11 protein-coding genes, 4 tRNA genes and 1 pseudogene are annotated in these 15,630 nt (G+C 27.9%); 10 read left to right on the top strand and 6 right to left on the bottom strand.

Features of this window, described 5'->3' with window-relative positions; translation table 11 throughout:
* From frr to CCANL266_RS07755, 3 genes are all read right to left on the bottom strand, one after another.
* Entirely contained in the window at positions 1–558 is a 558-nt protein-coding gene (gene frr, locus CCANL266_RS07765) for a ribosome recycling factor (RefSeq protein ID WP_172233702.1), read from the bottom strand.
* The gene (gene secG / locus CCANL266_RS07760) at positions 558–878 is read right to left on the bottom strand and encodes a preprotein translocase subunit SecG (RefSeq protein WP_172233699.1); all 321 of its coding nucleotides are present in this window, start codon (positions 876–878) and stop codon (positions 558–560) included. The genes frr and secG overlap by 1 nt, the downstream gene beginning before the upstream one ends.
* Positions 879–964: 86 nt before the next feature.
* Complete coding sequence (locus CCANL266_RS07755; RefSeq protein ID WP_172233696.1) at positions 965–1,639, bottom strand: Bax inhibitor-1/YccA family protein; 675 nt, start codon at positions 1,637–1,639, stop codon at positions 965–967.
* 111 nt (positions 1,640–1,750) lie between these two features.
* Between CCANL266_RS07755 and CCANL266_RS07750 the strand changes: the two genes are divergently transcribed.
* The 7 genes and pseudogenes from CCANL266_RS07750 (at position 1,751) to CCANL266_RS07720 (ending at position 12,094) form a co-directional block, all read left to right on the top strand.
* On the top strand, positions 1,751–2,389 hold the full coding sequence (locus CCANL266_RS07750; RefSeq protein WP_172233693.1) for a carbonic anhydrase: 639 nt from the start codon (positions 1,751–1,753) through the stop codon (positions 2,387–2,389).
* Between the two features lie 917 nt (positions 2,390–3,306).
* Positions 3,307–4,104 (top strand): annotated as a pseudogene (locus tag CCANL266_RS09860) (mechanosensitive ion channel family protein); the annotation flags it as partial.
* Between the two features lie 124 nt (positions 4,105–4,228).
* The gene (locus CCANL266_RS07740; protein WP_172233687.1) at positions 4,229–5,080 is read left to right on the top strand and encodes an aspartate carbamoyltransferase catalytic subunit; all 852 of its coding nucleotides are present in this window, start codon (positions 4,229–4,231) and stop codon (positions 5,078–5,080) included.
* A 1-nt stretch (position 5,081) separates the two neighbouring features.
* Positions 5,082–6,347 carry a dihydroorotase gene (locus CCANL266_RS07735; RefSeq protein WP_172233684.1) on the top strand — a complete coding sequence of 422 codons (1,266 nt, stop codon included), beginning with the start codon at positions 5,082–5,084 and terminating at the stop codon, positions 6,345–6,347.
* Positions 6,344–9,421 (top strand): carbamoyl-phosphate synthase large subunit, encoded by a 3,078-nt coding sequence (gene carB / locus CCANL266_RS07730; protein WP_172233681.1) that lies wholly within the window; start codon positions 6,344–6,346, stop codon positions 9,419–9,421. The genes CCANL266_RS07735 and carB overlap by 4 nt, the downstream gene beginning before the upstream one ends.
* A 2,051-nt stretch (positions 9,422–11,472) precedes the next feature.
* Positions 11,473–11,808 carry a hypothetical protein gene (locus CCANL266_RS07725; protein WP_216657292.1) on the top strand — a complete coding sequence of 112 codons (336 nt, stop codon included), beginning with the start codon at positions 11,473–11,475 and terminating at the stop codon, positions 11,806–11,808.
* Between the two features lie 94 nt (positions 11,809–11,902).
* Positions 11,903–12,094, top strand: coding sequence for a hypothetical protein (locus CCANL266_RS07720; RefSeq protein WP_172233678.1), 192 nt, complete (start codon positions 11,903–11,905; stop codon positions 12,092–12,094).
* Between the two features lie 597 nt (positions 12,095–12,691).
* Here the strand turns inward: CCANL266_RS07720 and CCANL266_RS07715 are convergent.
* Both CCANL266_RS07715 and CCANL266_RS07710 read right to left on the bottom strand, forming a co-directional pair.
* Positions 12,692–12,768 (bottom strand) — tRNA-Arg (locus tag CCANL266_RS07715).
* A gap of 21 nt (positions 12,769–12,789) precedes the next feature.
* A tRNA-Ser gene (locus CCANL266_RS07710) sits at positions 12,790–12,880 on the bottom strand.
* Between the two features lie 93 nt (positions 12,881–12,973).
* On the opposite strand from CCANL266_RS07710, the gene CCANL266_RS07705 reads away from it, so the two are divergent.
* From CCANL266_RS07705 to CCANL266_RS07695, 3 genes are all read left to right on the top strand, one after another.
* On the top strand, positions 12,974–14,098 hold the full coding sequence (locus CCANL266_RS07705) for a tyrosine-type recombinase/integrase (RefSeq protein ID WP_172233675.1): 1,125 nt from the start codon (positions 12,974–12,976) through the stop codon (positions 14,096–14,098).
* Positions 14,075–14,152: transfer RNA gene (locus CCANL266_RS07700), tRNA-Pro, on the top strand. The genes CCANL266_RS07705 and CCANL266_RS07700 overlap by 24 nt, the downstream gene beginning before the upstream one ends.
* A gap of 23 nt (positions 14,153–14,175) precedes the next feature.
* Positions 14,176–14,252 (top strand) — tRNA-His (locus CCANL266_RS07695).
* A gap of 552 nt (positions 14,253–14,804) precedes the next feature.
* Here the strand turns inward: CCANL266_RS07695 and CCANL266_RS07690 are convergent.
* A complete protein-coding gene (locus CCANL266_RS07690; RefSeq protein ID WP_172233672.1) occupies positions 14,805–15,569 on the bottom strand; it encodes a 5'-methylthioadenosine/S-adenosylhomocysteine nucleosidase family protein in 765 nt (254 codons plus the stop codon).
* Positions 15,570–15,630: the final 61 nt, after the last annotated feature.

Raw genomic sequence — 15,630 nt, 5'->3', positions numbered from 1 at the left:
TTATACTTTTAGTAATTGAGTTTCTTTTTCTTTTACTAATTCATCTGTTTTTGCGATTGCTAAATCGGTTGCTTTTTGAATTTCATCATAAGCTTTTTTTGCTTCATCTTCACTTAGAACTTTGTCTTTTTCTAATTTTTTAACCTCATCATTAGCATCTTTTCTTATGTTTCTTATTGCTACTTTGCATTTTTCACCCATTGCTTTTGCAATTTTTGCATTTTCTTCTCTTTGCTCTTTTGTCATTGGTGGAAAAAATAATTTTATACCATCAGCATCAGCATTAGGATTTACTCCAATATTTGCTGCTTTAATAGCGCTATCAATCACCTTTACCATATTTTTTTCCCAAGGGTTGATTGTGATTGTAGTTGCATCAGTAGCTAAAACGCTAGCAACTTGATTAAGTGGAGTTGGGCTGCCATAATAATCAACCATAATATTATCAAGTATTGATATATTTACCTTACCACTTCTAATTGTTTGAAATTCTTTTTTTAGTGCATTGCACGCTTTTTCATTATTTTCTTTTTGTTTTGTATATATATCAGTTAGCATTATTTATCCTTATTTTCATTATTTGCTGGTAATTGTGATTTTGGTAAGATTGTTTTATTTTGATATTCTTCTAATTTATCAACTAAAGAATCTTGACGCTTATTGTATGAATAACCCAAATAAATGGTATTTAATACTAATAAAAAGCCTACGATAAAGGTAAATTTAGCTAAAAATCCTGCTGAACCTTTTGCTCCAAACAAGCTTTCGTTTGAACCACTGTAAGCACCTAAACCTATGCTTGAACTTTTTTGCATTAAAACACAAGCACAAATTATAATCACTAAAATAAATTGTAATATGATAAAAATTGTATTCATCGGGTGTTTTCCTTTAAAAATAAAATTTGTATTATATTATTAAAAATTTAAATTTTAATTAAGCCCTTAGATAAAGGGCTTAGAAATTAATCTCTTACGCTTCTTAAAATATTTAATAAGCTTATAAATAAATTGATAAAATCAAGATATAAAGCTATAGCTGCTTGAATAGGTGTTCTATAAGCGCCTCTTATAATCATTTGAGTATCGTAGATAATAAAATAACTAAATAATAAAGCGCAAACACAAGAAACTATAGTATTTAATAAGCTACTTTGAAAAAATAAATTAACTAAAGAAGCACCAATTACAACTATTAAAGTAATAAAAGCGATTTTTGAAAATACACTAAAATCTCTTTTAGTTGTAAATGCAAATACGCTAAGTCCTGCAAAGGCTAAAGTTGTTAAAAATAAAGCTTGTGCAATAATTGTAGCACCATTAGCACTTTGTAAAGTTATAAAAATAATACTTGTTAAGCTTAAGCCGCTAATAAAGGCAAATACAAACAATAAAAAACTAGCTAAAGTACTTACTTGCATTCTGCTTAAAAACATAATTAATCCTATTTCAGCTATTAAAATAATAATATTAGCCATTAAATTACCAACAAGTACAGGTGCTAAATAAGTTGTACCTAAAAATGCTCCGATTGTCGCTGCTATTAACGATAATGCAAAATACATATAAGTATCTCTTACAAAAACACCAGCATCTGAACGAACGCTAGAACTTTCATAACTTCTGTCGTATAGATTCATATTTTTTTCCTTATTTTAAATTCCGCTCAAAGGCGTTGAATAATTATAACTAATATGGTTAATGCTGTATTCAACTTTTTTTTTAATAATTCGTTTTTTTAAAGGAGATATATGGATAAGTTAATTAAAGGTGCATTGCAGTTTATGCAAGAAGGATTTAATGAACATAAAAATCTATTTGAAAATTTAAAAGAAGAGCAAAATCCGCATACCTTATTTGTAGGATGTGCTGATTCAAGAGTTTTACCAAATTTAATTACTTCAACCTTGCCAGGAGAATTATTTGTTGTAAGAAATATTGCAAATATTATTCCACCGTATCGTATAAAAGATGAATATCTAGCTTCAACAGCTGCAATTGAATATGCTTTATATGCTTTAAAGGTACAAAATGTAGTTATTTGTGGTCATAGTAATTGTGGTGGCTGCAAGGATATAAACCAAGAAAAAGCAAAATTATTGCCAAATGTTAGTAAATGGGTAAGCCAACTTGATGAAATAAAGCAACAAGTTGATTTTACTTTAGAATTAAATCACTATGAAGGACAGCACGGGCTTAGGTCTTGGATGATAGAAAAAGCAAATATTATAAATTCTTACAACAATCTTTTAACATATCCTAATGTAAGGCAAATGGTAGAAGAAAAAAAATTAAGTATTAAAGCTTGGTATTTTTTAATTCAAACTGGTGAAATTTTTGAATATTGTGAAGAAAATGGGCATTTTATGCCTTTGGGGGAGAAAAAATGAAAAAAATTTTATTATTAATGTTTGTATTTATTTTTATTTATGCAAACGAACTTACAAAAAGCGTTGATGAATTGATTTTAATTAATCATAAAATAAAAGAATCATCATCTTTGTTAAGTGAGGATGCAAAGGATGCAAATAATCTTAAAATTAATGCTGAAATTAAAGAATATGAAAATTCAAAACATCAAATTTTAAGTGTTTTTAGTGTGCAAATAAATGATAATAACTTAAATAATGAATTATTTACTCAATTAAAAAAAAGCAAAGAAAATACAGTTTTAAAGAATGCAAAATTATCTTTTTATGAGAGTTTAAATGATATAAAAAATACTTTTTTAAAATCAAATAAAGAAGATAATACCTCAGCTATAAAAAGCATAATTGATAATACTTTAAACAAATTAAAAGCTATTGAATTAAAAGAAGAAAATAAAATAGATGTAGAAAGTTTAATTGAAATTCTTACTTATTTAAGGGTTAATACAGATATTTTTCAAAATAATTATATTTTTCAAGAATTAGATGCAAATAAGATTATTTCATACATTAATGGTTTTATTCCAGATAATATTTTAAAATATTTAAATATAGGAAAAATAGCAATTTGTATATTAATTTTAATTTTAGTATTTTTATTTAAAAATATTTTTTTAAAAATTATTTTTTTCATTGTTATAAAAGCTTTTAAAAGAGAAAAAAATGATGTATTTTTACACTTTTTAGAAAGTCTAACAAAACCTTTATTTTGTATTTTTTATACTTATGCTTGTTGGCTTTGTTTTTTAGTATCTTTTTATCCAGCACCGATTTTACCTGCTATTATTAAGATTTTTGCAATTATCAATACTATTTTATTTACTTGGTTGATTATTGCTGTTTTAAATGGTTATGGTGTTATTTTACTATCAAAATTAGCTAAAAAAAGCGGTAGAAAAGAAGTAATTAATTTAATGATGAAAATTATATATTTTATTATTGTAATAATTGCAATTTTAATAATTTTAGCAAAGGTAGGCTTTGATATTAGCGCTATTGTTGCTTCTTTAGGAATAGGTGGTTTAGCGGTTGCACTTGCTGCTAAAGACATTATTGCTAACTTTTTTGCTTCAATTTTAATGCTTTTTGATAATTCTTTTTCTCAAGGAGATTGGATAGAGGTTGGCTCTATTGAAGGAACAATAGTAGAAACAGGTCTTAGAAAGACTACTATTAGAACCTTTGATAACTGCTTAGTTTTTATTCCAAATTCAACAATGTTAGGCGGAACTATTAAAAATTATTCTAAAAGAAAATACGGAAGAAGAGTAAAATTATGCGTAGGCGTAACTTATGATGCTTCAAGAGCGCAACTTGATAAAGTAGTAAAAGATTTACATGATATGCTTTTAAATAGTGATTTGGTTTCTCATTCAAGTGATGATGTTTTTTATCATAAACATAAAAACTATTACAAACAAGATATTATTAGTGTAAATGATTTAGAAGGTTTTAAATCAAGTTTATATGTATGGATAGATGATTTTGCTGCAAGCAGTATTAATATTCAGTTATATTTTTATATTAAAAATATTGCTTCAATTGATTATTATCAAGCAAAATCACAAATTATGTTAGAAGTTATGAAGATAGTAGAAAAAAATGGTTTAAGTTTTGCTTTTCCATCACAAAGTCTTTATATTGAAAAAATGCCTGAAATTAATTTAAAAAATTAATTTTTTTTTAAAAAAAATCTGTTATTATTGACAGATTTTTTTATCTTTCTTTATAAATTATTCTCCAACTTTATTAATATATTTTCAGCGTTTATACCTTAGGCTCGTGGAGCAAGGAGGTTAGATGAAAAGTTTTTTAAAAATACAAGATTTAAATACAAATGAGCTTTTAAACTTAGTTGATAAGGCTTTAGAATTTAAATCAAATAAAAATATTGTTCCACTAGAAAAAATAGTTGCTAATTTGTTTTTTGAAAATTCAACAAGAACAAAAAATAGTTTTGAAATGGCTGCATTAAAATTAGGATTAAAATGTATTAATTTTGATAGCGCTACATCATCTTTAAGCAAAGGTGAGAGTATGTTTGATACTTGCAAATGCTTTGAAAGTTTAGGCGTTGATGCTTTAATCATTCGTACAAAAGATGATGAAATTGATTTTTCTTTAGATATTCCAATTATAAACGCAGGTAGCGGTAAAAATCATCATCCATCTCAAAGTCTTTTAGATTTAATTACAATTTATGAAAATTTTAAAGATTTATCAAGGTTAAAAGTAGCCATAGTAGGCGATATTGCTCACTCAAGAGTTGCAAAGAGCAATAAGGCTATGTTTGATAAATTAGGCATAAAAACATATTTTTGTGCTCCTTTACTTTATCAAAACAAGGATTTTATTTTTAATGATTTTGATGAGATTATTGATGAAATTGATGTTTTAATTATGCTTAGAGTGCAAAATGAAAGACATGAAAAAAGCGATGTAAATAATTTATCTATGAAAGATTTTTCATTAAACGAACAAAGGCTAAAAAGATTAAAAGACAATGCAATTATTATGCATCCAGGTCCTGTAAATTGGGGAGTTGAAATATGTGCTAATTTAGCTAATCATGAAAAAATGCGTATTAATACTCAGGTTAAAAATGGTGTATTTGCTAGAATGGCAATACTTGATTATTGTTTAAGGGGTTAAAATGTTACTTAAAAATTGCTTAGCCTTTATTGATGATAAGTTTGTTAAAACCGATATTTTAATAAAGGACAAAAAAATTGTAAAAATTCAAAAAAATATAAAAGAAAAAGACGAAAATATAATTGATTGCAAAAACAATCTTGTAAGTGCTGGTTTTATTGATATTCATCAGCATTGGCGTGAGCCAGGTTATTCTCATAAAGAAACGATTTTAAGCGCTAGTTTAAGTTCAGCTTGTGGCGGGATTACTTGTGCTGGGCTTATGCCAAATACAAAACCTGTAATTGATAATTTACAAAACTTAGAGCTTTTAGAAGATTTATTAAAACAAAGTGTGATTAAAAGTTTGCCTTATGCTGCTATTTCTGTTGGTCAAAAAGGCGAAGAGTTAGTGAATTTAAAAGATTTTAAAAATAGAATTTTTGCCTTTAGCGATGATGGAAGAGGGCTTAAAAGCAATGCTTTAATGCTAAAGGCAATGCAAGAAGCAAAAGAACTTAATATTCCAATAATTAGTCATTGTGAAGAGCTTGATTTAGTAAATAATGGGCATTGTCATGATGGTAAAGTAAGTAAAAGATTAAACATAGCAGGAATTAGTTCAGAAAGTGAAAGTGTGCAAGTTGCAAGAGATTTATTATTAGCAAACAAAACAGCTTGTAAGTATCATATTTGTCATATGAGTGCTAAAGAAAGTGTGCATTTATTAAGATTATTTAAAAGTTTAGGTGCAAATGTAAGCGGCGAAGTTAGCGCCCATCATTTAGTAAGTTGTGAAGATGATATTTTAAATGATGATGGAAATTATAAAATGAACCCACCGCTTAGAGCAAAAGAAGATAAAAACGAATTATTAAAGGGCTTAAATGACGGCACTATTGAAATAATAGCAACCGACCACGCTCCACACGCAAAAAACGAAAAAGAAGGCGGTTTTAACAAGGCTTATTTTGGAATAATTGGTTCATCTTTTGCCTTTTCTTTACTTTATACAAAGCTGGTTTTAAAGAAAAAAACAAAGTTAAAAACAATCTTAAATGCCTTTAGTGCAAATGTGAAAAAAAGGTTTAATCTAAAACAATGCGGAGAATTAAAAGAAGGCAGTTTTGCTGATATTTGTGTAATTGATTTAAACAAAGAATGGATTTTAAGCGAAGATAAAATCCCAAGCTTAAGTAAAAACACACCATATTTAGGCGAAAAATTACATTCAAAAGTAATATTAACAATAGTAGATGGAAAAATAGTTTATAAGGAGAATGAATGAAAAAAAGTGTTTTAGTAATAGGTAGCGGTCCAATTGTAATAGGAAGTGCGGCTGAGTTTGATTATGCAGGAGTTCAAGCTTGTTTAGCTTTTAAAAAAGAAGGTTTAAAGGTTATTTTAATTAACTCAAACCCAGCAACAATTATGACTGATAAAAATATAGCTGATGAGATTTATTTAGAACCACTAAATGCTGAATTTGTAAGCAAGGTTATTAGAAAATGCAAACCTGATTATTTATTTGCTGCTTGTGGTGGGCAAAATGCTTTAAATATTGCTATTGAAGTTAGCGCTCTTTTAAAAGAATTTAAAGTAAAAGTAATTGGTACAAGCTTAAAAAGTATAAAATTAGCTGAAAGTAGAAAAAGCTTTAAAGAATTGATGAATAAGATAAATGAGCCAATTCCAAGCTCAACAATAGCAACAAGCATTAAAGATGCACTTAATTTTGCAAAACAAAATTCTTATCCTGTTGTTGTGCGTCCAGCTTATACAATGGGTGGACTTGGCGGTGGAATAGCAAGAAGTGAAGAAGAGCTTATTAAAATTACTAAAGAAGGTTTAATTTATTCTCCAATAAAACAATGCTTAATTGAGCAAAGTATTTTAGGGCTTAGCGAATTAGAATTTGAAGTTTTAAGAGATGAATTTGATAATGCTATCGTAGTTTGCGGTATGGAAAATATTGACCCAGTAGGAGTTCATACGGGTGATTCTATGGTGGTTGCACCGATTTTAAGTATAGAAAAAAGTGAAATTGATAGAATGTGTAATGTGGCTTTAAAAATAGCTAAAAGTGCTGATATTAAAGGCTCTTGCAATGTTCAAATAGCTTATAATAAACAAACAAAAGAATATTTTATTATAGAAATAAATCCAAGATTATCAAGGTCAAGTGCGCTTGCTTCAAAGGCTACAAGTTTTGCAATAGCACAAGTTGCAGCACAAATTGCATTAAAAAAACCATTAGATAAAATTTATTTAGAAAACGGGCAAAACTGCTTAGAATTTAATAATAATATTGATTATATTGTTACTAAAATGCCAAGATTTGCTTTTGATAAGTTTAAAAATGCTAACAGGAACTTAACAACTCAAATGAAATCAACAGGCGAGGCAATGGGGCTTGGAATTAGTTTTAGCGAAAGCTTTTTAAAGGCTTTAAGAAGTATTGATTATAAAGTTAGTATTGATGAAAATAAAATTGAAGAAAATATAAAAAATCCGAGCGATGAAAGAATTTATTATATTTTAAGGGCGTTTGAACTTGGTATGAGCGTTGAAAAAGTTTATGAGTTATCAAAGATTGATAAGTATTTTTTAAATGAATTTAAAAAGATTTCTCAAGTAAAAAAAGAATTAGAAAATAATACAGTTGATGAAAAATTGTTTAAAAAAGCAAAACAAATTGGTTTTAGCAATGAATTTATAAAAAATATTTGTAAAAAAGATTTTAAGCTAAAAGCAAAATATAAAGTACCACTTTTAAATCATAATAATAAAATTCCTTGCTATTTTTCAAGCTTTAGCGATGAATGCAAGGATGAAAACATTATAAGCACGAGTAAGAAAAAAATTATAGTTTTAGGAAGTGGTCCTATTAAAATTGGGCAGGGGATTGAGTTTGATTATTCTAGCGTTAAGGCTATTATGGCTTTAAGAAGCTTAGGTTATGAAGCAATTATTATTAATAATAATCCTGAAACTTTATCAACAGATTTTAGCATTGCAAATAAATTATATTTTGAACCATTAACCTTAAGTGATGTTTTACCTATAATTGAGCTTGAAAAGCCACTTGGTGTTATTGTTAGTTTTGGTGGGCAAAGTGCAATTAATCTTGCTTGCGAGCTTGCAAAACATAATGTAAATATAATAGGCACTAGCTTAGAGAGTATTAATATCGCAGAAAATAGGCAAGATTTTTCAAAATTATTAGATAAATTAAACATAAAACAAGCAAAGGCAACTTATGCAAGTAAAAAAGATGAGATTTTAACTAAAGCAAATGAAATTAAATATCCTGTAATTGTAAGACCTTCTTTTGTTTTAGGCGGTGCGTTTATGAGAGTTATTGTTGATGAGAATGCTATGAATGATTATATTAAAACCATAGATGAAATAAGCACTCAAAAACCTTTATTGATTGATAAGTACCTAGAAGGAAAAGAGCTAGAGCTTGATGCGATTTGTGATGGAGAAAATGTATTTATACCAGGTATTTTAGAGCTTATTGAAAGAGCAGGGGTTCATAGTGGAGATTCAATTGCAATCACCCCGCCACTTAGCATTGAAAAAAATATAATTTTAAAAGCGATTGATTATACAAAGGCATTAAGCAAAGGCTTAAATGTTAAAGGTCTTATGAATATCCAATTTGTACTTTATGAAAATGAACTTTATGTTTTAGAAGTTAATTTAAGAGCTTCAAGGTCATTGCCATTTTTATGCAAGGCAAATGATATGGATTTAGTAAAAATGGCTATTAATTGTATGTTAGGAGAAAAATTAAATAAAACAACTTATTTTCATAATAAAAAACATTTTAGCGTAAAAGCACCTGTGTTTTCTTTTGCTAAATTAAGCTTGGTTGACCCTGTTTTAGGACCTGAGATGAAATCAACAGGAGAAGTAGCAAGTAGTGATAAAAATCCTAACAAAGCACTTTTAAAAGCCCTAATCGCAAGTGGAATGAGCATAAAAGAAAATGGAGGAGTTTTATTTAGTATTGATGATAAAAATAAGGCAAATGCTTTATATTTAGCTAAAGAATTCGCACTTTTAGGCTTTAAAATCTATGCCACAAATAATACAAGCAAGTATTTTAAAATTAACAATCTTGAATGTACAAAACTAAATAAACTTGCACAAAATAATGAAATTTTAGAGCATTTAAGCAAGGGTAAAATCAATTTGGTAATAAATACCCCAAGTAATGCAAATTCTCAAAACGACGGCTTTTTAATTAGAAGAAGTGCTAGTGAATGCGGAGTTGCTTGCATTAGTTCTTTAGATAGTGCAAAAGCTTATTTAGACGCTATAAAAGAAATGACTTTATGTATTAATGCTTTGTAAAATAATAAATTAGCACTAAATATTTTAGTGCTAATTATATTTAAGCTTGTATTTTTTAAATGCTCAATAGTTTTAAAGTAAAATTTTTTTTAAAATGCAGCGTTAGTAATAAAATAACTTGTTTGCAGTAGATTAAAAACTTTCTTTCATCTTGTTAAATACTTAGCGAATTTATAGGCATAGTTTATGTTTATTATATAATCTTATTTTTTCAAACTTTGAAAGATTGCAAAGATTACGAAGCTTATAAATAGCTAGTTTAGCTTGTCCAGTCTAACATTATAAAATGTCTTTTAAGGCAACTAAGCATAAATATTTACTTTGCTTACAAATATTTCATCTAACACGCCAAAGCAATCATTATTGCATTAGCTAAGCACTAATTTTTAATTCATCTTAATAAGCAGACTCATATTAAAATTAGTTTTTTAATTTTTACACCATTTAAGCACTAATTTTTAATTTATTCTCAATAAACATAGAATTTAAATGATTTTATATTCTAACGCATTAAATCATCGTTTAGCTCTACTAAACATCAATCTTTACTTTGCTTAGCAATATCATAAACATTCTTTTATGATACCTTATCATTAGTTTACCCCCTCCTGCTTTTTTTAATTACAAATTATCATTCAACCCTATCAATTATCAATTTTTACTCCACTTAGCAATACTCTATCTAACACACAAGCCAATTGTTCTTACACTGCATATCATCATCAGTTTTTATCTCCGCACAACTATCCAACCACTTAAACTTTACCCCCACCACCACCAAAAAAACAACTACCCAGCATCTATCTTAAACCCCAACTATAAGCTTAAATAAAACTTAATTTATATATCTTTAAGCCAATAGTAAAAAAGGTGTGAGATTGATTTTATAGCATTGTGAATAGTTAGAAGGGTTGTGAAGAGTTGGAGAACACTCAACTTTATCCACTATATTTTTTAAGTACAAATCATCATTTAACCCTACCAATTTTTAGCCCCTCTACCACATCAACAATCAATTCTTACTCCACTTACTGATGCTCCCTTTAACACAACAAGCCAACCATTCTTACACTGCATATCATCAGTTTTTACCACCCCCTCCACAACACAACAAATCATTATTCAATCACGCCAACTTTTAATCCTTCTACAACTAAACAACCACCAAGCCTTAAGCCTAATATCAACGATTAAGCACCAATATTTAATTTATTCTTAAGCACTACTACCAAAAATAATTGATAATTCCAACTATAAGCTTAAATAAAACTTAATTTAATGTATTTTTAAGCTAATAGCTAAAGCGTGAGATAAAATTATGGCATTATGAAGAGTTGAGAAGGTTTAAAATGGTTAGAAGGTTTAGACTGGTTGAAATGGGGCTGTAACCCCTTAACTACAATTTTTAGCCCCGCTACTACCAATAATCAATCTTTACTCTGCTTATCAATACCCTAAAATATCTTTTACAACATCTCATCACAAGTGTACTACCACCAAAAAAATAATTAATCCCTCCCTTTTTTAACCATTTTTGTTTTTCTAAATTCTTTTGGTTTTATTACCCCCCCCCCAAAAAAAACAATCAACAACCCTAACTACAAACTTAAATGAAACTGAATTTAATGTATTTTTAAGCTAATAGCTAAAGCGTGAGATAAAATTATAGCATTGTGAAGAGTTGAGAAGATTTAAAATGGTTAGAAGGTTTAGACTGGTTGAAATGGGGCTTGCCAACATTTACTAACCCCTTAACTACAATTTTTAGCCCCGCTACTACCAATAATCAATCTTTACTCTGCTTATCAATACCCTAAAATATCTTTTACAACATCTCATCACAAGTGTACTACCACCAAAAAAACAATTAATCTCTCCCTTTTTTAACCATTTTTGTTTTTCTAAATTCTTTTGGTTTTATTATCCCCCCCCAAAAAAAACAATCAACAACCCTAACTACAAACTTAAATAAAACTTAATTTAATGTATTCTTAAGCTTATAGTAAAAAGTACAAGATTAAATTAGCAGTATTACGAAGGGTTTGGAAGGTTTGGAAGGTTTGGAAGGTTTGGAAGGTTTGGAAGGGTTTGGAAGGTTTGGAAGGTTTGGAAGGTTTGGAAGGTTTGGAAGGTTTGGAAGGGTTTGGAAGGTTTGGAAGGTTTGGAAGGTTTGGAAGGTTTGGAAGGTTTGGAAGGTTTGGAAGGGTTTGGAAGGTTTGGAAGGTTTGGAAGGTTTGGAAGGTTTGGAAGGTTTGGAAGGTTTGGAAGGTTTGGAAGGTTTGGAAGGTTTGGAAGGTTTGGAAGGTTGGAAGGTTTGGAAGGTTTGGAAGGTTTGGAAGGTTTGGAAGGTTTGGAAGGTTTGGAAGGTTTGGAAGGCTGCAGCTTAAATAAAACTGAATTTAATATATTTTTAAGTTTATAGTAAAAAAAGTGTGAGATTGATTTTATAGCATTGTGAATAGTTAGAAGGGTTGTGAAGAGTTGCAGATGTTGGAGATGTTGGAGATGTTGGAGATGTTGCAGATGTTGGAGATGTTGGAGATGTTGGAGATGTTGGAGATGTTGGAGATGTTGGAGATGTTGGAGATGTTGGAGATGTTGGAGATGTTGCAGATGTTGCAGATGTTGCAGATGTTGCAGATGTTGCAGATGTTGCAGATGTTGGCGGCTTAAATAAAACTTAATTTAATGTATTTTTAAGTTTATTACTTGTTTTTACCTGTTTATACTAAGTGTTATTTTATTTTTTCTAAAGCTAAATATTTCACGATAAAAGCATATAAAATTAGCTCAATGCTCATTTTATCATTTTATTTGCTCACTACAAGCTAATACAAAATACTATTAATTAATATTGGATTAAAATATATTATAAAAATTTAAAAATATTCTACTTTATTGCATAGATTATCTACTCCATCGTATATAAACATTTTAGCCTTTAAAAATATTTTAATGAAATTTTTTAATTACAGTTTTGTAAAATTAAATTAGATGAAAAGTATAAAAAAGTATTTAATTATAGCTAAATTGTATTGGTAAGTAGGGTAAAGATTTATGTTTAGATACTTTGAAAAATGTTGTGCTATTAAAGATAAGTTAAAGTTGATATTTGCTAAGGTGCTATGTATCTTTAACTAATATGATTTAATTGGTTTTTGTGTTTTAGTTAGTGTAATAAGTTTAAAAATTTTGTGCTATAAAAAGCCTAGCACAAAAACATTTTTAATTGTTATTTTAGTTATTTACTATAAAAATATTTGTGGTAAATGGTGCGCCCGAAGGAATTCGAATCCCTGACCTTTTGAACCGCAATCAAATGCTCTATCCAGCTGAGCTACGAGCGCTGAAAATAATAAAAAAAGAAGTGGCGGACAGAGAGGGATTTGAACCCTCGAGACCCGATTAAGATCTGCACCCTTAGCAGGGGTGTGGTTTCAGCCGCTCACCCATCTGTCCAAATTGAAATAAAAAATTGTATTCTAGCTTAGAAATATTATTTTTAGCTTAAAAAAATAAATATTTTTAATTTTTTTTACAAAAGGAGTTAGAATGTATATTCGTAACAACATTATTTATCTTAGTTTTTCATCTAATAATAGACGAATTCGCAAATCTACAGGGCTTGTTGCAAACGAGGAAAATTTATTATATGTAAAACAAAATTTAAAGAAGTTAGAAGAAAAAATTTTATTTAAAGATAAAAAAGATAACAATTCTTCTTTGTTTATTTACGCTCAAGATTTTTTATTAAGTCAAAATATGTTAAATAAAGATTCAACTAAAAAAATAGTAGCAAATTTATTTAAAAATCATATTTTTCCTTTTATTAAAAATTGCAAAATAAGGCATATAAATAGAGATTTTTGTAAAAATTTTTTAATTTATTTAAACAATAAAAATATATGTTTTAAAACAAAAACACATATTTATACGCATTTTAAAGCCTTGATACTGTCGGTAATTGATGATGAACTTGTTGATAATTTTTCTTTACCTAAATTAAAAAATAACAATATTGAATTAAGTAAAATAAAAGCTTTGCCGTTAAATAAAGTAAAAGAAATTTTGGATAAAAGTCCGCATTTTTACAAACAAGTTTTTGCACTTTGCATTTTTACAGGTATTAGAAATGGTGAATTAATAGCATTAAAATGGAGCGATGTTTGTTTTAAAAGTGAAACTTTAATAATAAGCAAGAATATAGTTTTTGGCAAATTAAGCAGTACAAAAAATAAAAAAACTAGAATTATTCATTTATTAAAACCAGCATTAAATGCTTTAAAGACGCTTTACAAAGAATATAAATTCCATGATGAGTGGATTTTTGTAACAAAATATAAAAAGGCTTACACAAGGGCTGATTGTTTTAGTAAAAAATGGAATGATATTTTAAAAAGTATAGGAATTTATAATTTTACTTTTTATCAAACTAGGCATATTTATGCTACTTTATTGCTAAATAAAGTACCAAATTCTTTGGAATTTATTTCTAATCAATTAGGTCATAGTAAGATGACTACAACGCTAAAATATTATATTAGCTACCTTGAAGATAAAGAAAAAATTACAAAAATAAAAAAATATTTTGAAAAATATAAATTTTTCTTTACATTTAACAAAAAATATAGTATGATTACATCTTTTAATTTACGGGGTGTAGCGCAGTCTGGTTAGCGCACTTGGTTTGGGACCAAGGGGCCGAAGGTTCGAATCCTTTCACCCCGACCACTTTTTATCCACTTTTATTTATGGTGAGTGTAGCTCAGTCGGTTAGAGCATCAGATTGTGGTCCTGAGGGTCGTGGGTTCGATTCCCATCACTCACCCCATTTACTTCAAAAGTTTTCATATCATTAAATCAGTATAAAACAGTTAAAGTTATTCTTCTAATACAAATTTTAAAACTAGCAAAATTAATTTATAATAATTTTTTTAATGCTAGTTCTAAAAAAAGAATTTGCTATTTTAATTTTTGCTTAATAAGCAAAGTAGCTAAAAGCTCTTAAAACGCAATTAATAACAAGGAGCTTTTATGTTAAGTAATATTATTTTATGCGTTTTAACTACCTTTATTTTATATAGAATTTAAAGTTTAAACTAAGTTTTTTTAAAATGGCTTGAAACTTCATAGAAATAGTGTTTTTAAGTTTATTTTAATATTATTTAAAAACTTAAAGTATGAAAATCTAAGGGCATTGTAAGATTAATTTATTTTGTGCCTTTTGTAAATTTTGTACTTGATATAGCTTGTTTTTATATAATCTAAAAGCTCTTAAAAGCCTATAAATAAAACTTTCAAGCTTTATTAACAAAAAAAGTTAGCAAGAATAGTAAATTTAAAATACTTTTAGGCTTAATTTTTTAAGCCTAAAAGTTGTTTTTTATAATTCTTTTACAAATTTAATTATAAATTCTTGTAATTTAATTGCTATTTTTGGGTCGTATTCAACTCTTTCAACCATATTATCAGACATAATTCTTAAAGATAAAAATGGAATTTTGTAAGCAAAGGCAACCTGTGCTGCTGCAACACTTTCCATTTCTTCTACATTAGCATTGTAAGTTTTATTTAAGTAAGCAAGCCATAAAAGTTCTTTATTAAAAGCATCTGCACTTGCAATAACTGCCTTTTGCACTTTATATTTTTTGCCAAATTCTAAAGCTTTTTTTACTAATTTTTCATCTGATGTAAAATACTCATTTACTTGTTTTTGATTATTATCGTCTAATAATTCTAAAGGGCCTTTCATAGGACGGCGACCTAGCGGATTTATTGTATATTCGCTAAAATCAGTTCTATACGAACCTGCGTTATATAATTTTTCTCCTATTACAATAGTGCCAAATTTTAAGCCTTCAACAATAGCACCAGCTGTACCTTGATTAATAATAATGCTAGGATGAAATCTTTCAATAGCAATAGCCGTTGCTGCAGCAGCATTTGTTAAGCCTTTTAAAGTTCTTTGAATTACTACTTCTTTACCGTTTAGCTTGCCTTCATAAAATAAATAAGAAGCTACTTTTGTTTCTTTTTTGTCTTTTAAATTTGCTACTAGAGTATCAACTTCTATCGGCATTGCACCTTGAATTAAGATTTTAGCAAAGAGTGAATTTACTAAAAAAACTACTAATAAAAACTTTTTCACTTTGTCTCCTTTTTTAAAAATTAGACCTTTATTTTATAGTTTTTATCTTTAAAAATCTTAT

The organism is Campylobacter canadensis (assembly GCF_013177655.1).
Taxonomy (GTDB): domain Bacteria; phylum Campylobacterota; class Campylobacteria; order Campylobacterales; family Campylobacteraceae; genus Campylobacter_E; species Campylobacter_E canadensis.
This window is presented reverse-complemented; position numbering and strand designations above follow the sequence as displayed.

Excerpts from the sequence above, each read along its gene's own strand:
- CCANL266_RS07735 (WP_172233684.1), top strand. The coding sequence starts at position 5,082 with ATGTTACTTAAAAATTGCTTAGCCTTTATTGATGATAAGTTTGTTAAA.
- CCANL266_RS07755 (WP_172233696.1), bottom strand. The coding sequence starts at position 1,639 with ATGAATCTATACGACAGAAGTTATGAAAGTTCTAGCGTTCGTTCAGAT.
- frr (WP_172233702.1), bottom strand. The coding sequence starts at position 558 with ATGCTAACTGATATATATACAAAACAAAAAGAAAATAATGAAAAAGCG.
- CCANL266_RS07750 (WP_172233693.1), top strand. The coding sequence starts at position 1,751 with ATGGATAAGTTAATTAAAGGTGCATTGCAGTTTATGCAAGAAGGATTT.
- CCANL266_RS07740 (WP_172233687.1), top strand. The coding sequence starts at position 4,229 with ATGAAAAGTTTTTTAAAAATACAAGATTTAAATACAAATGAGCTTTTA.
- carB (WP_172233681.1), top strand. The coding sequence starts at position 6,344 with ATGAAAAAAAGTGTTTTAGTAATAGGTAGCGGTCCAATTGTAATAGGA.
- secG (WP_172233699.1), bottom strand. The coding sequence starts at position 878 with ATGAATACAATTTTTATCATATTACAATTTATTTTAGTGATTATAATT.
- CCANL266_RS07705 (WP_172233675.1), top strand. The coding sequence starts at position 12,974 with ATGTATATTCGTAACAACATTATTTATCTTAGTTTTTCATCTAATAAT.